This window comes from Mycobacterium colombiense (assembly GCF_001953985.1).
Lineage (GTDB): Bacteria > Actinomycetota > Actinomycetes > Mycobacteriales > Mycobacteriaceae > Mycobacterium > Mycobacterium colombiense_B.
The window spans coordinates 181,596-204,403 of sequence record NZ_MBEI01000058.1; the positions used below are offsets into that span (position 1 = coordinate 181,596).

Annotated in this window: 21 protein-coding genes and 1 pseudogene; 15 read left to right on the forward strand and 7 right to left on the reverse strand. The window is 67.5% G+C overall.

The features are described from left to right. Positions 1–184: 184 nt before the first annotated feature. The 3 genes from A5732_RS18145 to A5732_RS18155 are packed head-to-tail and all read left to right on the forward strand — an operon-like array spanning position 185 to position 4,845. Positions 185–2,440: a polyribonucleotide nucleotidyltransferase gene (locus tag A5732_RS18145; protein ID WP_076102923.1), complete on the forward strand. Its 2,256-nt coding sequence runs from the start codon at positions 185–187 to the stop codon at positions 2,438–2,440. Then, entirely contained in the window at positions 2,418–3,800 is a 1,383-nt protein-coding gene (locus A5732_RS18150; RefSeq protein WP_076051966.1) for a M16 family metallopeptidase, read from the forward strand. Before A5732_RS18145 ends, A5732_RS18150 begins: the two co-directional genes overlap by 23 nt. 19 nt (positions 3,801–3,819) lie before the next feature. Continuing rightward, a complete protein-coding gene (locus A5732_RS18155) occupies positions 3,820–4,845 on the forward strand; it encodes a nitronate monooxygenase (protein WP_076051967.1) in 1,026 nt (341 codons plus the stop codon). On the opposite strand, the gene ald is transcribed toward A5732_RS18155, so the two are convergent. Beyond that, the gene (gene ald, locus A5732_RS18160) at positions 4,842–5,957 is read right to left on the reverse strand and encodes an alanine dehydrogenase (RefSeq protein WP_076102924.1); all 1,116 of its coding nucleotides are present in this window, start codon (positions 5,955–5,957) and stop codon (positions 4,842–4,844) included. The two genes, A5732_RS18155 and ald, sit on opposite strands and share 4 nt — an antisense overlap. 90 nt (positions 5,958–6,047) lie before the next feature. Here ald and A5732_RS18165 point away from each other — a divergent pair, with 90 nt between their 5' ends. The 5 genes from A5732_RS18165 (at position 6,048) to A5732_RS18185 (ending at position 11,887) form a co-directional block, all read left to right on the forward strand. After that, entirely contained in the window at positions 6,048–6,509 is a 462-nt protein-coding gene (locus A5732_RS18165) for an SRPBCC family protein (protein WP_076051782.1), read from the forward strand. A gap of 21 nt (positions 6,510–6,530) precedes the next feature. Further along, complete coding sequence (locus tag A5732_RS18170; protein WP_076102925.1) at positions 6,531–7,994, forward strand: flavin-containing monooxygenase; 1,464 nt, start codon at positions 6,531–6,533, stop codon at positions 7,992–7,994. Between the two features lie 135 nt (positions 7,995–8,129). Next, positions 8,130–9,041: a metal-dependent hydrolase gene (locus A5732_RS18175; RefSeq protein ID WP_436971832.1), complete on the forward strand. Its 912-nt coding sequence runs from the start codon at positions 8,130–8,132 to the stop codon at positions 9,039–9,041. Continuing rightward, positions 9,041–10,798 carry an SDR family oxidoreductase gene (locus A5732_RS18180; RefSeq protein WP_076102926.1) on the forward strand — a complete coding sequence of 586 codons (1,758 nt, stop codon included), beginning with the start codon at positions 9,041–9,043 and terminating at the stop codon, positions 10,796–10,798. Before A5732_RS18175 ends, A5732_RS18180 begins: the two co-directional genes overlap by 1 nt. 12 nt (positions 10,799–10,810) lie before the next feature. Next, positions 10,811–11,887 (forward strand): PDR/VanB family oxidoreductase, encoded by a 1,077-nt coding sequence (locus A5732_RS18185; protein ID WP_076051785.1) that lies wholly within the window; start codon positions 10,811–10,813, stop codon positions 11,885–11,887. Here A5732_RS18185 and A5732_RS18190 read toward each other — a convergent pair. Both A5732_RS18190 and A5732_RS18195 read right to left on the reverse strand, forming a co-directional pair. Next, positions 11,874–12,380 carry a GNAT family N-acetyltransferase gene (locus A5732_RS18190; protein ID WP_076102927.1) on the reverse strand — a complete coding sequence of 169 codons (507 nt, stop codon included), beginning with the start codon at positions 12,378–12,380 and terminating at the stop codon, positions 11,874–11,876. The genes A5732_RS18185 and A5732_RS18190 overlap by 14 nt on opposite strands. Further along, positions 12,380–13,030: a TetR/AcrR family transcriptional regulator gene (locus A5732_RS18195; protein WP_076051787.1), complete on the reverse strand. Its 651-nt coding sequence runs from the start codon at positions 13,028–13,030 to the stop codon at positions 12,380–12,382. Before A5732_RS18195 ends, A5732_RS18190 begins: the two co-directional genes overlap by 1 nt. A gap of 120 nt (positions 13,031–13,150) precedes the next feature. Here A5732_RS18195 and A5732_RS18200 point away from each other — a divergent pair, with 120 nt between their 5' ends. Next, positions 13,151–14,158, forward strand: a complete 1,008-nt coding sequence (locus A5732_RS18200; RefSeq protein WP_076051788.1) for a Rieske 2Fe-2S domain-containing protein — start codon at positions 13,151–13,153, stop codon at positions 14,156–14,158. Then, on the forward strand, positions 14,155–15,237 hold the full coding sequence (locus tag A5732_RS18205; RefSeq protein WP_076051789.1) for an NAD(P)H-dependent amine dehydrogenase family protein: 1,083 nt from the start codon (positions 14,155–14,157) through the stop codon (positions 15,235–15,237). The genes A5732_RS18200 and A5732_RS18205 overlap by 4 nt, the downstream gene beginning before the upstream one ends. On the opposite strand, the gene A5732_RS18210 is transcribed toward A5732_RS18205, so the two are convergent. Then, on the reverse strand, positions 15,199–16,569 hold the full coding sequence (locus tag A5732_RS18210; RefSeq protein WP_076051790.1) for a DUF222 domain-containing protein: 1,371 nt from the start codon (positions 16,567–16,569) through the stop codon (positions 15,199–15,201). The two genes, A5732_RS18205 and A5732_RS18210, sit on opposite strands and share 39 nt — an antisense overlap. A gap of 123 nt (positions 16,570–16,692) precedes the next feature. On the opposite strand from A5732_RS18210, the gene A5732_RS18215 reads away from it, so the two are divergent. From A5732_RS18215 to A5732_RS18235, 5 genes are all read left to right on the forward strand, one after another. Beyond that, a complete protein-coding gene (locus A5732_RS18215; RefSeq protein WP_076051969.1) occupies positions 16,693–17,232 on the forward strand; it encodes a hypothetical protein in 540 nt (179 codons plus the stop codon). 87 nt (positions 17,233–17,319) lie between these two features. Further along, on the forward strand, positions 17,320–18,057 hold the full coding sequence (dapB, locus tag A5732_RS18220) for a 4-hydroxy-tetrahydrodipicolinate reductase (protein WP_076051791.1): 738 nt from the start codon (positions 17,320–17,322) through the stop codon (positions 18,055–18,057). Further along, complete coding sequence (locus tag A5732_RS18225; RefSeq protein ID WP_076051792.1) at positions 18,054–18,509, forward strand: hypothetical protein; 456 nt, start codon at positions 18,054–18,056, stop codon at positions 18,507–18,509. The genes dapB and A5732_RS18225 overlap by 4 nt, the downstream gene beginning before the upstream one ends. Beyond that, the gene (locus tag A5732_RS18230) at positions 18,506–18,961 is read left to right on the forward strand and encodes a flavodoxin family protein (RefSeq protein WP_076102928.1); all 456 of its coding nucleotides are present in this window, start codon (positions 18,506–18,508) and stop codon (positions 18,959–18,961) included. The genes A5732_RS18225 and A5732_RS18230 overlap by 4 nt, the downstream gene beginning before the upstream one ends. 6 nt (positions 18,962–18,967) lie before the next feature. Beyond that, complete coding sequence (locus A5732_RS18235) at positions 18,968–19,933, forward strand: DUF4238 domain-containing protein (protein WP_076103034.1); 966 nt, start codon at positions 18,968–18,970, stop codon at positions 19,931–19,933. A 58-nt stretch (positions 19,934–19,991) separates the two neighbouring features. Here A5732_RS18235 and A5732_RS27105 read toward each other — a convergent pair whose 3' ends face one another. The 3 genes and pseudogenes from A5732_RS27105 to A5732_RS27640 form a co-directional block, all read right to left on the reverse strand. Next, positions 19,992–21,152: a hypothetical protein gene (locus A5732_RS27105; RefSeq protein ID WP_142256635.1), complete on the reverse strand. Its 1,161-nt coding sequence runs from the start codon at positions 21,150–21,152 to the stop codon at positions 19,992–19,994. A 106-nt stretch (positions 21,153–21,258) separates the two neighbouring features. Next, positions 21,259–21,969 (reverse strand): annotated as a pseudogene (locus A5732_RS18240) (terminase large subunit domain-containing protein); the annotation flags it as partial. 26 nt (positions 21,970–21,995) lie between these two features. Continuing rightward, entirely contained in the window at positions 21,996–22,793 is a 798-nt protein-coding gene (locus A5732_RS27640) for a hypothetical protein (RefSeq protein WP_253189086.1), read from the reverse strand. Between the last annotated feature and the right edge of the window lie 15 nt (positions 22,794–22,808).

Genomic DNA, 22,808 nt, shown 5'->3' on the forward strand with positions numbered 1-22,808 from the left:
CATCGGGCGGTCTTCGGTAGTGGCGGCCGGGCTCTCCGGATCTGGGGCAGGTCGGCCGCTTCGATCGATGGCCGTAGCCGTATTCAGACTCAGCGCCTCCCGCGAGTGACCCGTGGCCGTCAGGCCTGCGGTCGCGCGTGGCCACGCGAAAAGGCTGAATACAAGAGAGGCCGTACGGACGTCCATGTCTGTCGCTGAAATTGAAGAGGGCGTGTTCGAGGCGACCGCCGCCATCAACAACGGGAGCTTCGGCACCCGCACCATCCGTTTCGAGACCGGCCGGTTGGCCCAGCAGGCAGCTGGCGCCGTGGTCGCGTACCTCGACGACGAAAACATGCTGCTGTCGGCGACCACCGCCAGCAAGAGCCCCAAGGAGCACTTCGACTTCTTCCCGCTGACCGTCGATGTCGAGGAGCGGATGTATGCCGCCGGTCGCATCCCCGGTTCGTTCTTCCGTCGCGAGGGCCGTCCCTCCACCGACGCGATCCTGACCTGCCGGCTCATCGACCGGCCGCTGCGCCCCTCGTTCGTCTCCGGGCTGCGCAACGAGATCCAGGTCGTGGTCACGGTCATGAGCCTGGACCCCAACGACCTGTACGACGTGCTGGCGATCAACGCCGCGTCGGCCTCCACCCAGCTGAGCGGGCTGCCGTTCTCGGGTCCGATCGGTGGCGTGCGGGTCGCGCTCATCGACGGCCAGTGGGTCGCGTTCCCGACAGTCGAGCAGCTCGAGCGCGCCGTGTTCGACATGGTCGTCGCCGGCCGCAAGGTCGAGGGTGACGTCGCCATCATGATGGTCGAGGCCGAGGCCACCGAGAAGGTCATCGAGCTGGTCGAGGGCGGCGCCCAGGCGCCGACGGAAACCGTTGTGGCCGAAGGACTCGAGGCCGCCAAGCCGTTCATCGCCGCGCTGTGTACCGCGCAGGAGGAGCTGGCCGGGGCCGCCGCCAAGCCGGTCGGCGAGTTCCCGACGTTCCCGGACTACCAGGAAGACGTCTACTACTCGGTCGCCTCCCTGGCCACCGACGAGCTGGCCAAGGCGCTGACCATCGGCGGCAAGGCCGAGCGCGACGCCCGCACCGACGAGCTCAAGGCCGAGGTGCTCGCGCGGTTGGCCGAGACCTACGAGGGCCGCGAGAAAGAGGTCAGCGCCGCCTACCGGTCGCTGACCAAGAAGCTGGTGCGCCAGCGCATCCTGACCGATCACTTCCGCATCGACGGCCGCGGCATCACCGACATCCGCGCGTTGTCGGCCGAGGTCGCCGTGGTGCCGCGGGCGCACGGCAGCGCGCTTTTCCAGCGCGGCGAGACCCAGATCCTGGGTGTCACCACGCTCGACATGGTCAAGATGGCCCAGCAGATCGACTCGCTGGGACCCGAGACCTCCAAGCGCTACATGCACCACTACAACTTCCCGCCGTACTCCACCGGCGAGACCGGCCGCGTGGGCTCGCCCAAGCGGCGCGAGATCGGGCACGGCGCGCTCGCCGAGGGCGCCCTGATCCCGGTGCTGCCGGGCGTCGAGGAGTTCCCATACGCCATCCGTCAGGTGTCCGAGGCGCTGGGCTCCAACGGCTCGACGTCGATGGGTTCGGTGTGTGCGTCCACCCTGTCGCTGCTGAACGCCGGTGTGCCGCTGAAGGCGCCGGTGGCCGGCATCGCGATGGGCTTGGTCTCCGATGACGTCGAGGTCGACGGCAAGACCGAGCGCCGCTTCGTCACGCTGACCGACATCCTGGGCGCCGAGGACGCGTTCGGCGACATGGACTTCAAATGCGCCGGCACCAAGGACTTCGTCACCGCGCTGCAGCTGGACACCAAGCTCGACGGCATTCCGTCACAGGTGCTGGCGGGCGCGCTGGGGCAGGCCAAGGATGCGCGGCTGACCATCCTGGAGGTCATGGCCGAGGCGATCGACGCGCCCGACGAGATGAGCCCGTACGCGCCTCGGGTCACCACCATCAAGGTTCCGGTGGACAAGATCGGTGAGGTGATCGGGCCCAAGGGCAAGGTCATCAACGCGATCACCGAGGAGACCGGCGCGCAGATCTCCATCGAGGACGACGGCACCGTGTTCGTCGGCGCCACCGACGGGCCCTCGGCGCAGGCCGCGATCGATCGGATCAACGCCATCGCCAACCCGCAGCTGCCGACCGTCGGCGAGCGGTTCCTCGGAACCGTGGTCAAGACAACGGACTTCGGTGCGTTCGTGTCGCTGCTGCCCGGCCGTGACGGCCTGGTCCACATCTCCAAGCTCGGCAAGGGCAAGCGCATCGCGAAGGTCGAGGACGTGGTGAACGTCGGCGACAAGCTGCGCGTCGAGATCGCCGACATCGACAAGCGGGGCAAGATCTCGCTGGTTCTGGTGGAGGAAGAGAACTCGGCTCCTGCTGATGCTCCGGCGGCCGCCCCTGCCGATGCCGCGACGGCGAGCAGCTGACTCATCGACCGGGACGCGTCCCGGTCGAGCCGGCGCGTTGCGCCGGAGCAAGGTCGCTGAGGAGGAATCGACACCCCAGGCCACGCTGCGGCGCACCACGCTGCCGGGCGGCTTGCGGGTGGTCACCGAGTACCTGCCCGCGGTGCGGTCCGCCTCGGTTGGGGTCTGGGTCGGGGTCGGCTCGCGCGACGAGGGTGCCACCGTGGCCGGCGCCGCGCACTTCCTCGAGCATCTGCTGTTCAAGTCGACCCCCAGCCGCACGGCGGTGGACATCGCGCAGGCGATGGACGCCGTCGGGGGAGAGCTGAACGCGTTCACCGCGAAGGAGCACACCTGCTACTACGCGCACGTGCTGGACAGCGATCTGGCGCTGGCCGTAGACCTGGTCGCCGACGTGGTGCTCAACGGGTGCTGCGCGGCCAGCGACGTCGAGCTGGAACGCGACGTGGTCCTCGAAGAGATCGCGATGCGCGATGACGACCCCGAGGACGCGCTTGGCGACATGTTCCTGAGCGCGCTCTTCGGTGACCACCCGGTGGGCCGCCCGGTCATCGGCACCGCGCGGTCGGTGACGTCGATGACGCGCAACCAGCTGCACTCGTTTCACGTCCGGCGCTACACGCCGGAGCGGATGGTGGTGGCGGTGGCCGGCAACGTCGACCACGACGAGGTGGTCGCGTTGGTGCGCGAGCACTTCGGGCCGCATCTGATCCGCGGCCGCGAACCGATCGCGCCGCGCAAGGGCGCCGGGCGGGTCAGCGGCCGGCCCGGTCTGCTGCTGGGCACCCGGGACGCCGAGCAGGCGCACGTGTCATTGGGTGTCCGCACGCCCGGGCGCGGCTGGGAGCATCGCTGGGCGCTGTCGGTGCTCAACACCGCGCTGGGCGGCGGCCTGAGCTCCCGGTTGTTCCAGCAGGTTCGGGAACTGCGCGGGCTGGCCTACTCCGTGTACTCGACGGTGGACGTCTTCGCCGACAGCGGCGCGCTGTCGGTGTATGCCGCCTGCCAGCCCGAACGCTTCGCCGAGGTGATGGCGGTGACCAGCGACGTGCTCGAATCGGTGGCGCGCGACGGCATCACCGAGTCGGAATGCCGCATCGCCAAGGGATCGTTGCGCGGCGGTCTGGTGCTCGGGCTGGAGGATTCCAGCTCGCGGATGAGCCGGCTGGGCCGCAGCGAGCTCAACTACGGCATGCATCGCAGCATCGAGCACACCCTGCAGCAGATCGACGAGGTGACCGTCGACGAGGTCAACGCGGTGGCGCACCGGCTGCTCGGGCAGCGGTACGGCGCCGCGGTTCTGGGCCCCTACGCCGCCAAACGGTCACTGCCCCAACAACTTCGGGCGATGGTAAATTAGCCGAATGGTACTGGGCCAGATGGTGCTGGGCTTTTGGGACATCCCCGTGCCCATCGTGGGTGCACCCATGGCCGGCGGGCCCGGGACTCCCGCGTTGGCCGCGGCGGTGTCCAATGCGGGTGGGCTCGGTTTCCTCCCCGGCGGACACCGCAGCGCCGAGCAGTTCGCCGAGGACATCGCCGCGGCACGCAAGGCGACCACCGGCCCGCTCGGGGTGAACTTGTTTGTGCCCCAACCCAGCGTCGCCGACTGGGTTGCCCTGCATTACTACGCGGCCGAGCTCGAAGAAATCGCCGAGCATTACCAGGTTGAGGTTGGTCACCCGCAGCACGGCGACGACGACGAGTGGGAAAAGAAGCTCGAGGTGGTGGCCGACGTCCGGCCCGAGCTGGTGTCCTTCACCTTCGGCGTGCCGCCGCCCGACGTGATCCGGCGGCTGGGCGCGCTGGGCCTTTTGGTGATGGTCACCGTCACCTCGGCCTACGAGGCCGGCATCGCCGTCGCGGCCGGCGCCGACAGCCTGGTGGTCCAGGGGCCCGCCGCCGGCGGGCACCGCGGCACCTTCGCGCCGGACATGGAACCCGCCAACGAGTCGCTGCATCAGCTCATCGACCGCATCCGCAACACTTACGACGTCCCGATCATCGCGGCCGGCGGGCTGGGCACCGCCGACGAGGTCGGGGCCGCGCTGCGCAGGGGAGCCGTGGCGGCCCAGATCGGCACCGCGCTGCTGCTGGCCGACGAGGCGGGCACCAACTCCGCGCACCGCGTCGCGCTGAAGAACCCGCTGTTCGCCACCACCGTTGTGACGCGGGCGTTCTCGGGCCGCTACGCGCGCGGCCTGGAGAACGACTTCACCCGCACGCTCGACCACGTCGCGCCGCTGGGCTACCCCGAGGTCAACCAGATGACCTCACCGATCCGGGAAGCCGCCGCCGCGATCGAGGATCCCAACGGCATGGCGCTGTGGGCCGGGACGTCGTTCAAGAACGCATGCGCCGGCCCCGCGGCCGACATCATCGCCAGCCTCGCGGCCACGGGTTAACCCAGGACCCGGGCCGGGTCGGTGAACGGCAGGCCGAGGTCGGTGGCCACCTGTTCGGACAGCAGCCCGCCGTCGTGCGTCGAAAGGCCTTTGGCCAGAGCATGATCCGAGCTGCACGCCGCCCGCCAGCCGCGGTCGGCGAGCGCGAGCACGTACGGCATGGTCGCGTTGGTCAGCGCCACCGTCGACGTCTTGGGCACCGCGCTGGGCATGTTCGCCACGCAGTAGAACACGGTGTCGTGCACCGCGAAGGTGGGGTCGTCATGCGTGGTGGGCCGCGAGTCCTCGAAACAACCGCCCTGGTCGATGGAGATGTCAACCAGCACGGCACCCGATTTCATCTGCGAGACAAGGGAATTCGAGATCAAATTGGGCGCCTTCGCGCCGGGCAGCAGCACCGCGCCGATCACCAGGTCGGCGCGCTTGACGGTGCCCTCCAGGTCGTAGGCCGAGGAGTAGCGGGTGCGGACCTGGCCGCCGAACTCCGCGTCGAGCAGCCGAAGCTTGTTGATGTTGACGTCGAGCACGGTGACCGAGGCCCCCATGCCGCCGGCGACCCGGGCCGCGTTGTAGCCGGCCGTCCCCGCACCCACCACCACCACGTCGGCGGGTTTGACGCCCGGCACGCCGCCCATCAACACGCCGCGCCCACCGTGGGTGCGCATCAGGTGATAGGCCCCCACCTGAGCGGACAGCCGGCCGGCGACCTCACTCATCGGGGCCAGCAGCGGCAGCGTGCCGTCGGCGTTCTGGACCGTCTCGTAGGCGATCGACGTCGTGCCGGACGCCAGCAGCGCTTCGGTGCACGCACGCGAGGCGGCCAGATGCAGGTAGGTGAACAGGATCTGGTTGCGCCGCAACAGGTCATACTCGGCCGGCACCGGTTCTTTGACCTTGAGCAACAGGTCCGCGTCGGCCCAGACCTGGTCGCCGGTATCGGCCAGCTGGGCGCCCGCCGCCTTGAACTCCGAATCGGTGATCGACGACCCTTCCCCGGCGCCGGCCTGCACGACCACGTCATGGCCGCGGCGGGTCAGCTCGGCGACGCCGGCCGGGGTGATGGCAACCCGGAACTCGTTGGTCTTGGTCTCGGTCGGTACGCCGACTCGCATGATCGCCCCTTGGTTGCCGGTTCGCCTTCAAGTGTGAAGAAAGTTCGCGGGGGCCGCAAAAGCTCGGTGTTTGCTGGCTATGATCGGCGGATGACCGACCCGTGCGTGCAGGCCACCGTGCAGATCGACGCCCGCCCCGACGTGGTGTACCGGCTCATCACCGACCTGCCCACGCTGGCCGAGCTGGCCGAGGAGGCGGTGGCGATGCAATGGCGCAAGGGCGACGCGGTGAGCCCGGGCGCGGTGTTCACCGGCCACAACCGGAGCGGCAGTCGGCGCTGGAGCACCAAGTGCACGGTCACCGACGCCGAACCGGGCCGCCGCTTCGCGTTCGACGTGAGCCACACCATGATTCCGGTCGCCCGCTGGCAATATGACATCGCCGCGGCCGACGGCGGGTGCGCCGTCACCGAGAGCACCTGGGACCGCAGGCCCGGCTGGTTCCGCAAGGCCGCGAGCAAGGCCACCGGCGTCAGCGACCGAGCGGCCGCCAACACCGAGCACATCCGGCTCACGCTGCAGCGCCTCAAGCAGCGCGCCGAGACCGAGTAGCCGAAGAACCGGGGAGTTCCGATGACGCGACGTGATCCCGCCGTAGCCGTCATTGGAGCCGGCATGTCGGGGCTGTGCGTCGCAATTGCCTTGCTGCGCAGCGGTATCCGCGATGTGACCGTGTACGAGAAGGCCGACGAGGTGGGCGGCACCTGGCGGGACAACACCTATCCCGGCCTGGTCTGCGACATCCCGTCGCGCATCTATCAGTACAGCTTCGCCCGGAACCCCGACTGGTCACACCTGTTCTCGCCCGGCGGCGAAATCCAGGCCTATTTCCGGGGCATCGCCGACCGCTACGCGCTGCGCGACCGGATCCGCTTCGGCACCGAGATCTCGCACGCGCGTTTCGCGGACGGCCGCTGGGTGCTGCGCACCGCTGCCGGGGAGGAATCGACGGTCGACTTCTTGATCTCGGCCACCGGCGTGCTGCATCACCCGCGACTGCCGTCGATTCCGGGCCTGGATGACTTCGGCGGCAACGTTTTCCACTCGGCGCGCTGGGATCACGGCGTCGACGTGCGCGGGCGCCGCGTCGCCGTCGTCGGCAACGGGTCGACGGGCGTGCAGCTGGTGTGCGGTCTGGCCGGGGTGGCCGGCCACGTCACGCTGTTCCAGCGCACCGCGCAATGGGTGCTGCGCCTGGCGAATCCGCGCTACAGCGGCTTCACCGGGATCACCCGGCGCAAGTTGCCATGGCTGGACGGGTTGGCGTATCGCATCTACAGCCTCGGATACGACTACTTCGCGGTCGGACTGACGAAGCCGGGTCTGCGCCGGAAGATGATGGCGGCGCTGTGCCGGGCCAGCCTCTGGGAGATCCGCGATCCCGAGTTGCGGCGGTCCCTGACTCCCGATTACACGCCGGCGTGCAAGCGCCTGGTGATGTCGAACGGTTTCTACCGGGCGATGCAGCGCGACGACGTCGACCTGGTGACGGAGAGCATCGATCATGTGGAACTGCGCGGCATCGTCACCGCCGACGGCGTCCTGCACGACGTCGACATCATCGTGCTCGCCACCGGATTCGACACGCACGCGTTCTTCCGGCCGATGGAGCTGATCGGCCGCGACGGCATCCGCGCCAACGACGTCTGGCGTGACGGGCCCCGGGCCTACCAAACCGTCGCGCTGTCCGGTTTCCCCAACTTCTTCATGATGCTGGGCCCGCACAGCCCGGTGGGGAACCTGGCGCTGACGACGGTGGCCGAATCGCAGGCCGACCACATCGTGGGCTGGATCGAGCGCTGGCGCCGCCGCGAATTCGACACGATCGAGCCGACGGCCGCGGCGACCGAGCGGTTCAACGCGAAGCTGCGCGCCGCGATGCCGGACACCGTGTGGACCACCGGCTGTAACAGCTGGTACCTCAACAAGGACGGCGTGCCCGAGGTGTGGCCGCTCACGCCGGCCGAACACCGCCGGATGCTGGCCAACCCCGATCCCGGCCAGTACGACCTGCGCCGGAACGTCGCCGCCGGCTGACGGTGATCACGCAAGAACCCATGCGCAAGAACCCAGTACCGGCGGTTTCGCATATCTGGGTGACGTACCTATACTTGAGACGCGCGACGCCCACCGCAACACCGTGATCGAGGGCGAAACGCAGAGGTAGGGGGCATGATGCTGACCGTCGACAACCAGGCAGCGGGTCCACATGACGCCTCGCTGGACCACGAGCGACTGGTGCTCGAGGCCCGCGATGTGAACTTCGACTGGACGCAGCTGCCGTTCCACTACGTGCCCGGTGAGCCGTTCGCCACCCACGTCCTCAACGTGCTGCACCTGCTGCTGCCCGCCGGCGAAGAGTTCTTCGTCGAGGTGTTCAAGCAGACGCTGCCGCTGATCAAGGACGACCAGCTGCGCCTGGACGTCCAGGGCTTCATCGGCCAGGAGGCCGTGCATTCGCAGGCGCACGCCAACGTGCTCGCCCACTTCGCCGCCCGCGACATCGACCTGACCCCCTACACCGGCCAGATCAAGTGGCTGTTCGACAAGCTGCTCGGACCCCGGCCCGATTGGAGCCGGCGCCGCCAGCAGGGCTGGCTTCTCGAGCAGGTTTCCATCGTCTCGGCGATCGAGCACTACACCGCCATTCTCGGCGAGTGGATTCTCGACTCGCCGGCCCACGACAAGATCGGCACCGATCCGGTGATGCTGGACATGCTGCGCTGGCACGGCGCCGAAGAGGTTGAGCACAAGGCGGTGGCTTTCGACACGATGAAGCATCTGCAGGCCGGCTACTGGCGGCAGGTGCGCGCCCAGCTCGTGGTGACGCCCGCCATGCTGCTGTTGTGGATCCGCGGGGTGCGGTTCATGTACTCGCTGGATCCCCACCTGCCGCCGCGCACCAAGCCGCGCTGGCGCGACTACTTCTCCACGGCGCGCCGCGGCCTGGTGCCCGGGCCGCTGCGCTTCATCCAGGCGATCGGCAATTACTACCGGCCAAGCTTCCACCCTTCGCAGCTCGGTGGGCTGGAACAGGCTGTCGACTACCTGGCCATCTCACCCGCCGCGCGCGCCTCGCACTGATGACCGTCACGTCGACCATCACCGCCAGCGACGGCGTCACGCTGGCCGTGCACCGGTACACCGACATCGACCCGGCGCGCCCAACCATCTTGGCAATTCACGGCTTTCCGGATAATCACCACGTCTGGGACGGCGTGGCCCACGAGCTGACCGGCAAGCCCTACAACGTCGTGGCCTACGACGTGCGCGGGGCCGGTGAATCCACCCGTCCCGCAAAGAGATCCGGATACCGCTTCGCGCAGCTGATCTCCGACATCGGTGCGGTGATCGACAGCCTGGGTGTCGGGCCGGTGCACCTGCTGGCCCACGACTGGGGATCGATTCAGGCGTGGGCGGCGGTCACCGACGGCTCGGTGATGAACAAAGTCGCATCCTTCACCTCGATCTCGGGCCCGCACCTGAACTACGCCGGCGCGTTTCTGCGGTCGGCGCGCACGCCGCGGGCCGTGGCGCGGGTGATCAGGCAACTGATCTCGTCGGGCTACATCGGCTTCTTCCTGTGCCCGGGCGTGCCGGAACTGTCGTTTCGCTCCCGGGTCGGGGTGAAAGTCGTTGAGGCGCTTGAGCGCATCGGCCGGTCGAGCACGCGCAGCCAGCGCCACGACACCCTGCGCTCGGTCGCCGACTATGTGCACGGGCTCAACCTGTACCGGCAGAACATGCCGGCCCCGATGCTGGCGCCGGGACGCCAACTCCCCGAGACCACCGTCGCCGTGCAGACTCTGGTGCCGCGCCGCGACATCTTCGTCACGCCCGTGCTGCAACGGTTCACCGGCGCAATTCCCAACGGCGGCAGGGTGATCGAGATCGAGGGTGGCCACTGGGTGGTGACGTCGCGTCCGGACGTCGTCGCCCGGCTGACCGCCGAGTGGGTCGACCGGCACGTCGCCGGCGCGGCCCCCGTCGGGGCGGCTGAGGTGCGCGGCGAGCGGCGCGAGGTGCGCGGCAAACTCGCCCTGGTCACCGGCGCCGGCGCCGGAATCGGCCGGGCCACCGCGGTGGAGCTGGCCCGCAACGGCGCCCGCAAGATCGTGCTCGTCGATCGTGACCTTGCCGCCGCCAACGACACCGCCGACGCCGTGCGCGCCGCCTGCGCCGAGGCCGCGGCCTACCAGGTCGACGTCAGCGACGAGGCCGCCATGAACGACCTTGCGGCGCAGGTGCGTAACGAGCACGGCGTGGTGGACATCCTGGTGAACAACGCCGGCATCGGGATGGCGGGCCGATTCCTGGAGACGAGCTCGGCGAACTGGGAAGACATCATGGGCGTCAACGTCGGCGGCGTCATCTCGGGCAGCCGCGCGTTCGGGGCGCAGATGGTCGAGCGCGGCGAGGGCGGAACGATCATCAACGTGGCGTCGGCGTCGGCGTACCTGCCGTCGAAGTCCATGGTCGCCTACAGCACCACCAAGGCGGCCGTGCTGGCGCTCAGCGAATCGCTGCGGGCCGACTTCGCCGACGAGGGCATCGGCGTCACGGCGGTGTGCCCGGGATTCGTCAACACCAACATCGCGAAGAACACGATCTACGCCGGGATGAGCGCGGACGAGCAGGAGCGGGCGCGGGGCAAGGCCGACGCCGCCTACCGGCGCCGCAACTTCACCCCCGAAGCGACCGCCAAGGCGATCGTCAAGGCCGTCAAGACCGGTCCGGCCGTGTTGCCGATCGCCGCGGAGTCGCGGATCGGCTATGCGATGCGGCGCATCAGCCCGGGAGCGATCCGGCTGTTCGCGCGCTTGGACATTCGGCAGAAGTAGGGGGCGGATTCGGTGCCGGAAAGCATTTGGGCCAGCAGACCGGCCGACCTGTACGGGCGGCGCGACCACGACCGCTTCGGGTCGTTGCTGTGGGGCGTGCGGGCCGTGTTCGAGGGCTTCGCCACGGTGTCCCGGTGGTCGCCCGCGCGGGTGAAGCCGGTGCAGCGCAAGCTGACCGCGGTGGTGACCAAGCGCGAGCTCGTCGCCCCGGACGTCGTCGCGCTGACCCTCGCCGACCCCGACGGCGGGTTGCTTCCGTCCTGGACGCCCGGCGGCCACATCGATGTCCTGTTGCCCTCGGGCCGGCGGCGGCAGTACTCGCTGTGCGGTGCGCCCGGGCGGCGCACCGACTACCGCATCGCCGTGCGCCGGATCGCCGACGGCGGAGGCGGATCCATCGAGATGCATGAGACGTTCGGCGTGGGCGACACGCTGGCGTTCGAGGGTCCACGCAACGCGTTCTACCTCGGCACCGCCGAGCGCGAGGTGCTGTTCGTCATCGGCGGCATCGGGGTGACACCCATCCTGCCGATGATCCAGGTGGCCGCACAGCGTGGAATCGGTTGGCGCGCAATCTATACCGGCCGCAGCCGCGAGTACATGCCGCTGCTCGACGAGGTCGTGTCGCTGGGGCCGGACCGGGTGACGGTGTGGGCCGACGACGAGCGCGGCCGCTTCGCCACCGTGGCCGAACTGCTGGACGGAGCTGGACCGGCGACCGCGGTCTACGTCTGCGGGCCGAGCTCGATGCTGGAAGCCGTCCGCACTGCCCGCACCGAGCATGCCGGTGCGCCACTGCATTACGAGCGGTTCAGCCCGGCTCCCGTCGTCGACGGGGTGCCGTTCGAGTTGGAGCTCGCGCGATCACGGCAGGTGCTTGAGGTGCCGGCGAACCGGACCGCACTCGAGGTCATGCTCGATCGGGACCCGACTACCCCCTACTCGTGCCGGCAGGGTTTCTGCGGGACGTGCAGGGTCAAAGTGCTTGCCGGACAAGTGGATCACCGTGGGCGAGCGGCGCCGGGAGACGACGGCATGCTGGTGTGTGTCTCGCGCGCCGACGGCGAGCGAGTCGTCATCGACGCCTGAGGCGGTAGCCCAGGTGGGGCACTTTGACGCCGGGCACCGGCTCCCAGTCCAGGGTGCGCCCGTCGAGGTGAAAGTCGTTCTTCTCGTAGAAGCGTCGCGCCACGCCATTGGCCTCCGCGCACCACAGCACGACGTCACCGCGCGGGTCGGAGTTCAGGGCCTTCGCGAGCAGCAGGCCGCCGACGCCGTGCCGTTGGCTGGTCTGCGAGATGTAGAGCGCATCGAGTTCGAGTCGCTCGGGGTCGTCCGGGTCCGGCCCGAAGATCGTCATGCCGCGCAACTGCCCGTCGGCCTCGGCGACCCACATCCGCCAACCGGGCCGGCTGAGGTCTCGGGGATAGAGCAGCACGGCCCAGCGTTTCGGCGACGTGAGCACGTCGAGCACTTCCGCCGGCAGCACGCCGGACCAGGACTGCCGCCAGACCGGATAGTGCATCGCGGCCACATCGGCGAAATCGTTTGGTGTGGCCTCGCGGATCGTGATGTCGGCCATTACGGCCGGGACTGCTCGAGGTAGGCGGCCAGGGCGTTGGTCAGGCCGCGGCGCGCCATGTCCAGGTCGGCGTAGGAACCCAGCTGTCGCTCCGACACCAGGCCGCGCATCGCGCCGGGGATCAGGGCCGCGAGCTCGCGGACCCGGTCCGGATCGACGGCCAGACCGGCGAACGCGTGCTGGCAGGTCTCCAGCCAGCTTTTGCCCCAGGAGAACAGCTCGGCCGCCGTGCGCGGGTAGAGCCGCTCGAGTTCGTCGGGATCGCGCGGCAGGGCGGCACGCAGGTTTTCGATCGCCCGCGAATCCGGGGACGCCAGGCCGCGGTAGAGGGTATCGATGATCGCGCCGACCCGCTCGCGCAGCGGCGCGTCCGGCGAGACTGGCGTCGACAGCGTGGAGAACGTCGCGGCGCGCCGCTCGGCGGTGCGGTGCAGCACCGCCGCCCAAAACCCATCGGTGTCACCGAACTGATACTGCACCGCGCCCCACGTGGCGCCGATGTCCTTGGCGATGCGGTTGGCCGATACCGAGCCCGGCTCGCCAGAGGCCAGCGAGCGCAACGCCGCCTCGAGCATGCTCTCGCGAGTCGCATTGCCGCGCCGATTCGGGCGCCGACGCGCGACGCCGGCCGCGCTGCTCTGAGGGGTCATTTCGCCGATCTTATCCGCTGGCGACGGCCCGGACGAAGAGTTTCATAGAGGGTACTTTGATTTTGTCGCGGTGCGGCCTATATTCGTACGCGAGGGAGGGCAGTCACATGGCAGGGCTTGATGGCTAAGCCACCGTTGTCGATGAAACCGACGGGCTGGTTCCAGGTCGCCTGGTCCGACGAGATCGGCGTCGGCGACGTGCACAAGATGAAGTACTTCGACCAGGAACTGGTCGCCTGGCGCGCCGAATCCGGCGAGCTGACGGTGATGAACGCCTACTGCGAGCACCTGGGCGCGCACCTGGGGTATGGCGGCAAGGTCGTCGGCGAGGTGCTGCAGTGCCCGTTCCACGGGTGGCAGTGGAACCAGGAAGGCCGCAACGTCTGCATCCCGTACCAGGATCGGCCCAACCGTGGTCGCCGCATCCGCACCTACCCGGTGGTCGAGCGCAACGCGTCGGTGTACATCTGGCACGACCTGGACCGCCGCGAGCCCTACTTCGACGCGCCGGACGTGTTCGCCGCGTTCGACGACGGCAGCAGCGCCGACGACTACTACCCGCAGCAGCGGCTGTACCGCGAGACCCTGGAACTGCACCCGCAATACGTGCTGGAAAACGGGGTGGACTTCGCGCACTTCAAGTTCGTGCACAACACCCCGATCGTGCCGGTGTTCACCCGCCACGACTTCGCCGAGCCGGTGTCCTATGTCGACTTCACCATCACCTTCGAAGGCGACGACGGGCAGAAGATCGAGGACGTCAACAGCGGCGTGCAGGCGATCAACGGCGGCTTGGGCATCGCGGTTACCAAGAGCTGGGGCATGATCGACAACCGCACCATCTCGGCGATCACGCCGATCGACGAGTTCACTTCCGATGTGCGCTTCATGGTCTACATCGGCCGGACGCCGAACAGGGACCCCGACCGCGCCGCCGCCAAGGCGGACGAGTTCGGGCGCGAGGTCATCCGCCAGTTCGAGCAGGACATCGAGATCTGGCAGCACCAGCGCTATTCGGATCCGCCGGCCCTGGCCCCCGACGAGTACGAAGGCTTCACCGCAATTCGCAAGTGGGCCAAGCAATTCTATCCCGACGCGTTCGCAACGCAGGAAGGCTCAAGGCAATGAGTGCAGCACCGGTTCGCGTGTTTCAGGTCGGAAGCGGCAACGTCGGCACCGAGATGATCAAGCGGATCGCCACCCAGCCCGACATCGAACTCATTGGCGTGCACTGTTATTCGCCGGAGAAGGTCGGCAAGGACACCGGAGAGTTCGCCGGGCTGGCGCCCAACGGGGTGGCCTTCACCGGGACGATCGAGGAGATCATCGCCGCCAAGCCGGACGTGCTGACGTTCCACGGGGTGTTCCCCGACGAGGACCTGTACGTCGAGGTGCTCGAGGCGGGCATCAACATCGTCACCACCGCGGACTGGATCACCGGCTGGCACCGCGACAAGAACCACCCGCACCCGTCGGGCAAGCCGGTCAGCCGGCTGTTGGCCGAGGCGTGTGAGAAGGGCGGCGCGACGTTCTACGGCACCGGGATGAACCCCGGGCTGAACCAGATCCTGGGCGTGGTGTGCTCAGCCGACGTCGCCGACATCGAGAACGTCACCACCATCGAATCGGTCGACGTGTCGTGCCACCACTCCAAGGACACCTGGATCGAGGTGGGCTACGGCCAGCCGGTCGACGACCCCGAAATCCCTTCGAAGCTCGAGAAATACACCCGCGTCTTCGCCGACAGCGTGTACATGATGGCCGACTGTTTCGACCTGCGCCTCGACGAGGTCAAGTTCAGCTACGAGCTGGGCGCGTGCACCAAGGATGTCGACCTGGGCTGGTACACGCTGCCCAAGGGTTCGCTGGGCGGGAACTACATCAAGTACCAGGGCATGGTCGACGGCGTGCCGCGGGTCGAGACGCACCTGGAATGGCAGATGACCCCGCACACCGACCCCAGCTGGAACATCAAGGGCTGCTACATCACTCAAATCCAGGGCGACCCCTGCATCTACAACAAGCACATGATCTTTCCCAAGCCGGGCGTCGACCTGTCCAACCCGGACAACTTCGCCTCCATCGGCATGACCGTCACCGGGATGCCCGCGCTGGCCTCGATCAAGTCGGTGGTCGCGGCGCCGCCGGGACTCATCACCAGCGCCGACCTACCCCTGCGCGGCTTCGCCGGGCGGTTCAAGAAGTAGGCGTTCGGGATGGTGAAAGTCGTTGGTGCGCGCGCCGCGGTCTAAGTGCGGCGGCGGTCTCCACTCGGTGTCACCCTGGCGTGATTTCGTTGTGCGCCAACCTTTTTCCGCCAGCTTGTGGTGTGGGGCGCAGGCGAAGGTGAGATTGTCCGAGTCGGTCGTGCCGCCGGCCGCCCACTCGTTGAGATGGTGCACCTCGCACCAGTAGCCGGGTGCGTCGCAGCCGGGGTGGGTGCAGCCGCGGTCGTGCGCATACAACACGATGCGTTGATCCGGTGTGGCAATGCGCCGCGACCGGCCGAGATACAGTGGGCGGCTGGTGTGCTCGTCGAACACGGCGAGATAGTGGTAGGCGTGGCGGGCCATCCGGATCACGTCGCGCATCGGCAGCAGCGTTCCGCCACTGGTCACCGCGCGCCCGGTGCCCGACGTCAGCTCCTGCAGCGTCGTCGACACGATGACCGCCACCGGTAACCCGTTGTGCCGGCCGAGTTTCGGGTCGCCCAGCTGCCCGCGCACCAGGGCGTTGAGTGCGTCGTGCTGGCGCTGCGCGGGACTGCGCCTATCGCCGCGCACTCGCTCATCGTCGGGTTCGCCCGTAACACAGGGTGTTTGGTCGTCCGGATTGCACACTCCGGGAGCCGCGAACCGGGACAGCCAGGCGTCGAGGTTGGCGCGCAACTCCGGTGAGGCGATCAGCTTCCCGATGCTCATCCCGTCGGGTCGTTGGCCGCACCAGGTGAACCCACGCTGGCGTGCACGGTCGGCGTCGGAGAACTTTCCGTCCGGGTTGAGCCGCAGGGCGCACTGGTGTGCGAGCTTCTGCAACTGATCCGGACGCAACGTCCGCGCCTGCCCGGCCAGGAATCGCTCGGCGTCGTCCACGGTGGCAGCGGGCACGGAGTCCGGGAGATCGCGGATGAACGTTTGAATGACACGTAAGTGCTGACCGTCGAGCATCCCGTCGCGCCATGCCACGGCCGTGGCCGGCAACTGTGGCGGCAGCTCCGCGCCGGTGAGGGTCAGGCGCGCAGACAACTCCTTGGCGTCGCGAAGCCGACGGCACGCCTCGGCATAGCTGATCCGCAGATAGTCGGCGACCACCTTGTGCACAGGGCCGCCGATGTCGGCGGGGTCCTCCGTCGCCAAGCTCGCAATGACGTCGTGGCTGAGCGCAATCTGTCGCCGGCGCGAGGCCTCCGTCCGTTCGAGCACGTGCAGCCGGACGGCGGGGCTCAGCGCATCGAAGTTGAGGCCGCGTAGGGCCGCATCGGCGGCTTCCTGGGCATCCAGCGCGGCGGACACCTCAGCCGGGACCTCAATCGAATGCATGTTCGAATGCTATGTGCTGGGCACGACGACGGGAGACGGACCGAGCCGCAGCTGTGGATAAACCGCGGACTGTGGACAACGCACCCGCGTTTTTCGTGGCAGCGCTGCGGGTAACCACCCGTGGTGCGCGCGGGATCTGTGATTGCGCCGGCTGCGGTCGCCGTGGTCATCGCCGCATGCTCGTGTCCCACCGGTTCGGCCGACTCCACGCCGGAGAATCCACCGTTCCCGATCGGTCAGATGGGTGTGCCCGTGCATGCACAAGCGGCCGGCGGCGCGACCGCCGATATCACTATCAACAGCGCACAGTGGTTACCGCCGGGGTGCGCCTCTCATTTTGCGAGTCCGACGCCTGGCTCCGCATGCAACGTGGTGGAAATGACTATCACCGCGACGTCCCATAAGTTCTTCCATTTCAACCAGCGTTATATGTTCGCCGGATACGGCGGCGGCAACGACGCACCCCAGCCCGCAACGATGGCTGTCGACTACCGGAGGCTCGACAAGATGCCCCCGCTGCAAACGGGCGGCCTCCACGACGGCCAGACCGCGCATGGATTCGTCGGCTTCGCTATGCCGACGGGAGGCGACCTGTTCATCACGATCAACGATCCCGACCAGCCCACTCCCTACACCGAAGCGGGCTGGATCGTCCACACCTGATCGGGGCGAGAAACCCACGTTCGCGTTGTCCTGAAACAACTCGATGCACGCCGCGGCGCAGAATTGACCCCGTCTAGGGTGAAGGCCATGCGGGTAGGAGTGCTGGGAGCCAAGGGCAAGGTCGGATCGGCGATGGTGGCGGGGGTGCAGGCCGCCGAGGATCTGAGCCTGTCGGCCGAAGTGGACGCCGGCGACCCGATGAGCCTGCTGACCGACGGCAACACCGAGGTCGTCATCGACTTCACCCACCCCGACGTGGTGATGGACAACCTGAAGTTCGTCATCGACAACGGAATTCACGCCGTCGTGGGGACCACGGGCTTCACCGCCGAGCGGTTGCAACAGGTGCAGGATTGGCTCGGCGGCGGTGGAGGCACGTCGGTGCTGATCGCGCCGAACTTCGCCATCGGCGCGGTGTTGTCGATGCACTTCGCCAAGCAGGCCGCGCCCTTCTTCGACTCGGCGGAGGTGATCGAGCTGCACCACCCGCACAAGGCCGACGCCCCGTCGGGTACCGCGACGCGCACCGCGAAGCTGATCGCCGAGGCGCGAAAAGGCTTGCCGCCCAACCCCGATGCCACCAGCACGAGCCTGCCGGGAGCGCGCGGCGCCGACGTCGACGGCATCCCGGTGCACTCGGTGCGGCTGGCGGGGCTGGTCGCGCACCAGGAGATCCTGTTCGGCACCGAGGGGGAGACGCTGACCATCCGCCACGACAGCATCGACCGGACCTCGTTCGTGCCCGGCGTGCTGCTGGCCGTGCGGCGGGTCAAGGAGCACCCCGGCCTGACGGTGGGTCTCGAGGCCCTGCTCAATCTGCAATGACCAAAGCGCTGCGCACCCAATTGCTCGTCGCCTTCATGTGCCTCGCGCTGTTGGTGTACTTCGTGCTGCTGGGGCGCGTGGCCGTCGCGATGATCGGCTCCGGCCGGGCTGCCGCCGTCGGCCTCGGGCTCGCGGTGCTGATCCTGCCCGTGATCGGGCTGTGGGCGATGATCGCCACCCTGCGCGCCGGATTCGCGCACCAAAAGCTGGCCCGGCTGATCGCGGCCGACGGAATGGAACTGGACACCAGCGCGCTGCCGCGCCGCCCGTCGGGCCGCATCCAGCGCGACGCGGCCGACGAACTGTTCGCCACGGTGCGCGCTGAGGTGGAGGATCACCCGGACGATTGGCGGCGCTGGTACCGGCTGGCCCGCGCCTATGACTACGCGGGGGATCGTCGCCGCGCCCGCGAGGCCATGAAGACGGCCGTCGACCTGCAGGGCCGCTTATGAGCAAGACGCTGCTGATCGTGCACCACACGCCGTCGCCGCACACCCACGAGATGTTCGAGGCGGTGGTCTCCGGTGCCACCGACCCCGACATCGAGGGTGTGGAGGTGCTGCGGCGCGCGGCGCTGACGGTCTCGCCGGCCGAAATGCTGGCCGCCGACGGCTATTTGCTGGGCACCCCGGCGAACCTCGGCTACATCTCGGGGGCCCTCAAGCACGCGTTCGATTGCGCCTACTACCAGCTGCTCGACTCCACTCGTGGGCGACCGTTCGGGCTGTACCTGCACGGCAACGAGGGCACCGAGGGTGCCGAGCGCGCCGTGGACGGAATCACTGCCGGCTTGGGTTGGGTCAAGGCGGCGGAATCCGTTGTGGTGTCAGGCAAGCCCGCCAAGGCCGACGTTGAGGCGTGCTGGAACCTTGGCGCGACGGTCGCCGCGACGTTGATGGGCTGAGCTGTGGTGGCCGACGTTGCGAAGCTGCACCACACGGTGCCCAGGTTCTACCTCAAGGGATTTGCCGACCAGGACGAACACATTGTGACGGTGCGATTGCCCGGGGACAGACGGTATACCTCGCGCATCAGGAACACCGCCGCGACAAACAACTTTTACTCCATCGACGGACACCCAGACGGGGCAGACGCCTTCGAGAAGGCGCTATCTCATCTAGAAGGTGATGTAGCGTCAGTTCTTCGGGTGATCGTTGATGGTGAGTGGCCGCTATCAGCGGAGCAGCGCACTACGTTGGCGACATTTATGGCGGTGCAGTACCTTCGAGGGCCGGATCACCGTCGCACTCTCGAATATCTGGCTGCCCAGATGACGCGTCTGGAAGTTCAGTTCACTGGTCGGGACAACGTCAAGTACTGGGTCCAGAAGCGATACGGAGTCGAGGTGGACGATGACGAAGCCGAGGTGATCTGGCAGCAGGCAACACAGCCAGGAGGACCGCCGATCACAATTGCCCCGATAGCGCACATCGAGCAGCTGATTGACGGTGCGGACCATCTGATGCCCTACATCATGTCCCGGCCGTGGAAGCTGGTTCGATTCAGCCGTCGTTCGCTGATCACCTGTGATCAGCCCGTCGGGTTAGTGCGCGATCCAGATTGCGCTCCGTGGGAAGGCGTGGGATTCGCGACGGCTTGGGGCATCACCTTTCCGCTCACTCGCCAACTGGGTTTAATCATGAGCGACGTTAAGCCGATGATCGAATTCAACTATCCAGTAGAGAAAGTCCGCGCGGGCATGTTGGATTCAGTCGAATCGGGCACGACCGCCACCGAAAAGTTCATCAACGAGAGCACGGCGCGGTCCGCCAGCGAGTACATCTATCTGCACCCACACGACGAGGCGTTTCTCCCTTCGTCGCTGCCGGAGCCGCGACTAAGCAATATCTCAGCGCAAGGCGGCGGTGGGCTGTGAAGGTCACGAGCCAAGCCTGGACACTTCCCGCAGCCCGTGTTTATAACAGGATCACGCCTCACTCATACCACCGCCGGCGGTGCTCGTCGTGAATACGGGCCGCGACCCATCGCTTGGAATCAACTGTGCCGAGCCGTATCTCACGACTGTCCAAAGTCACGCTGTCGCCGTATCCCGGAAATTGCGACAGCGCTTCGTCAGGGTCTACTTTTCGCCATTGGCGACCGCTCTGAGCAATCATCTCAGGGTTTGCCCTACGCGCCGCCCAGCACGTCATCATGGCGTCAGTTAGCGCTTCGACAAGTTGAGCCGTCGAGTCGCAAAGCCCGTCGAGGACATCGGAGCTCGCTGAGAGGACAAAGGTGTCAAAGATCGGTCGGTTGGGCGGCTTGCTGCCGAATACCAGGGCCTGAATCTCACTCCAGCGCGGTTGCCGATAGAACAGCCGTGTCAAACGATCACCAACTGCCACATTAAATTTCGCCGCCGGCGAACGATGTGTTAAGCCATGCCGCGCATCGCGCATCCAGGGCAACCAATCGGTTGGCCCAAATTGCTCCCAACCGAGAACTGGTGCCACCAACGCCTCCTGGGCGAGTCGCCCTGGGCTCCCCGGCGGCTCAATCGGCGCTACCAAGGCTTCTCTGATCGCTTGCCGCGATCCAGCAGGTGGTGGGGAAGGATTCGGAGGAGCTTGTGGGTTCAGCTGCTCGGCAAACTTAACGAGGTCGGTCCAGTAAGCATTCGCTACGTCTTTAAATCCGAAGCCCCCCACAATGATTACCGCCGCCGCCAGACGATCAAGGGTCTGGCCAAGATGGTAAAGGCATGCCTCTGCTGACTCGGTGATCGTGAGCGAGCGGCGCCGCGCTTGTGGGGCGTTCAGCAATGCGTTTAAGAACACCTCAAGGTCGTGTGAGCCCGAAGCATTGAACTCCGCCAGGGCCTTCTGATAGATCTCGTCTTCTTCAAAACTGGTCTGCCGGTGCACATCGGCTTTGAGTGATGCCGACCTAATCGCCTCCGAAGTACCGCCCAGTGATTGCAACAGATAGTCGGACAGCATCGTGATCGTTTTCCAGTCGGTGAACTCCCGCCACCAGCGGAACCCGCCATTCTGCTTATCGAGTTCGTCTGCAAGTTGGTTGGTGAAGTCATCCAGGCGATCCGTCGCACGAGCGACACGCTGCTCGTACGCTTCAATTTCCCCGCTGGTCACAGGCGGCGAGTCTAGCGTTCATCGTGAGCCTGGTCACCTGAATTTCGCCGCAGCCCAACGACAACCCGGTCAGCTCAACCGCCGATCCGGCGGCGTAGGTAGCCGCCTATCGGCGTGACAGCCGGCCGGTCAGTGACCCGCCGCGCGCCAGACCCGGTGACACCGCCTGCCGGCGATCAGCCAGGCGTCTTTCCAGATCCAACGGCGAGGCAAACGACCATTGCCGGCCAGCGGCATGCACCAGCACGTCATAGGCCACAACCAGGCTGGCCAGGGAGTCGGGCTGATGCTGCCCGGCTTGCCACGCCACCGCCGCCTCTTCAAACGCCGGGAAGTGGCCGGCCAGCCGACAGGTACCGACCTCAAGCGCTTGTAGCAGCGCGCTGCTCCGCGCTATCGCATCCCCGCCCCCACGCCCCGACCCCTTCGGCGGCCAGCTCGTCACCTTCACCGGCCGGTCGATCCGGTACCGCTTCAAGGCGTCGTTGACCACGCGCGTGTAGGTCGTCGCAGCGGCGAAGCCCTCCACGCTGATCTCGCTAGCGCCGACGTCGGCGGCCAGCTCGACCGCAGCCCGCGCCCACTGATCAGACGTCATCGGGGCACTCTGGTCGGCGATCATCGCCACCACGCCCTCGGCCGTCATCGACGCCGCCACCAGACCACAGGCGTCACCTTCGCCGGAGTCAGCCGGGTCGACGCCGACCACGGTCAGCAGCGGGCTTTGTGGGGCGGCCGGCAGCCGCCAATCGTCCAGCCATTGCCGTTTAATCAGGCCACCCTCGGGTGCGGCCGGCACACCCTGAAACGCCGCCCAGCTGATGGACTGATGCCCAAAACCGGTCAGGGCGAGGGTGTTTCAGCGTGCTCCCGGAAGCTTGTGGCAGCGCCCGGGGCGGAGAACAGCGATTTGGGCTCGACCTGCGGCAGTGCAGTGGGCTCGACGTTGGACATTGTCCTGAGAAAGGCCGTACCCACTTCGGGGTAGGAGGTTGCTTCCGGCATGGGCCGGCGCGAAATTATGGGACGAGCCGCTAAGACGTCCGGGTCCGGCATCTGGAATGGCATGCCGGGACTGCTGATTCGCTCGCTGGGATCGATCGGTGGGGCGGCGATTTGGCTCTGGCCGGGTATGACGGGCGGCCGGTCGATCAGCTTCGGCGGTATCGCGTCCGATTTCTTAGTCTCGTCGCTCTGGGGCACGCCGGGATATTCGGGTGGAGTCGGCCCGTTCGGCGGTCGGTTCGGACCGCTGTTGCCGCCGTCGCCAGGACCCGCGGTCGGCGGTTGCGCGGTCCATGCCTGCGGCCACGCCGGACTTGCGCCGGTCGCCTGCTCGAGGTAGCGCCGCCACGCCTGCAGGCAGCCGAACAGTTGCTGGGTGTAGTCGGCCGGCGCGGGCGGTGCCGACGACCCCGCAGCGGTGGGCGGCCCCATCGGCGGCCCCATCGGCATTGGCGGCATGAACGGCATTGGCGGCATGAACTGCGGCATGAACTGCCCTCCCGCGGGCGCTGTGGGCAGCAGGGGCGGCGCGGTCAGGAATGGTGACCCGGCCGCCATGGCCGCCCACTGCTCCAGGAGCTGTCGCCAATACTGCAGATGCCAGAGCAGCTGCTGGTTGTAATCCGTTGCAGGCATGGACATTTGTTGACC

Bases quoted from the DNA above. Each gene is read 5' to 3' on its own strand.
- A5732_RS18165 (WP_076051782.1), top strand. From the start codon at position 6,048: ATGACCGACCCGTGCGTGCAGGCCACCGTGCAGATCGACGCCCGCCCC.
- A5732_RS18230 (WP_076102928.1), top strand. From the start codon at position 18,506: ATGAGCAAGACGCTGCTGATCGTGCACCACACGCCGTCGCCGCACACC.
- A5732_RS18205 (WP_076051789.1), top strand. From the start codon at position 14,155: ATGAGTGCAGCACCGGTTCGCGTGTTTCAGGTCGGAAGCGGCAACGTC.
- dapB (WP_076051791.1), top strand. From the start codon at position 17,320: ATGCGGGTAGGAGTGCTGGGAGCCAAGGGCAAGGTCGGATCGGCGATG.
- A5732_RS18195 (WP_076051787.1), bottom strand. From the start codon at position 13,030: ATGACCCCTCAGAGCAGCGCGGCCGGCGTCGCGCGTCGGCGCCCGAAT.
- A5732_RS18180 (WP_076102926.1), top strand. From the start codon at position 9,041: ATGACCGTCACGTCGACCATCACCGCCAGCGACGGCGTCACGCTGGCC.
- A5732_RS18150 (WP_076051966.1), top strand. From the start codon at position 2,418: ATGCCGCGACGGCGAGCAGCTGACTCATCGACCGGGACGCGTCCCGGT.
- A5732_RS18145 (WP_076102923.1), top strand. From the start codon at position 185: ATGTCTGTCGCTGAAATTGAAGAGGGCGTGTTCGAGGCGACCGCCGCC.
- ald (WP_076102924.1), bottom strand. From the start codon at position 5,957: ATGCGAGTCGGCGTACCGACCGAGACCAAGACCAACGAGTTCCGGGTT.
- A5732_RS18225 (WP_076051792.1), top strand. From the start codon at position 18,054: ATGACCAAAGCGCTGCGCACCCAATTGCTCGTCGCCTTCATGTGCCTC.
- A5732_RS18210 (WP_076051790.1), bottom strand. From the start codon at position 16,569: ATGCATTCGATTGAGGTCCCGGCTGAGGTGTCCGCCGCGCTGGATGCC.
- A5732_RS18170 (WP_076102925.1), top strand. From the start codon at position 6,531: ATGACGCGACGTGATCCCGCCGTAGCCGTCATTGGAGCCGGCATGTCG.
- A5732_RS18155 (WP_076051967.1), top strand. From the start codon at position 3,820: ATGGTGCTGGGCTTTTGGGACATCCCCGTGCCCATCGTGGGTGCACCC.
- A5732_RS18190 (WP_076102927.1), bottom strand. From the start codon at position 12,380: ATGGCCGACATCACGATCCGCGAGGCCACACCAAACGATTTCGCCGAT.
- A5732_RS18175 (WP_436971832.1), top strand. From the start codon at position 8,130: ATGATGCTGACCGTCGACAACCAGGCAGCGGGTCCACATGACGCCTCG.
- A5732_RS18200 (WP_076051788.1), top strand. From the start codon at position 13,151: ATGGCTAAGCCACCGTTGTCGATGAAACCGACGGGCTGGTTCCAGGTC.
- A5732_RS27640 (WP_253189086.1), bottom strand. From the start codon at position 22,793: ATGCCTGCAACGGATTACAACCAGCAGCTGCTCTGGCATCTGCAGTAT.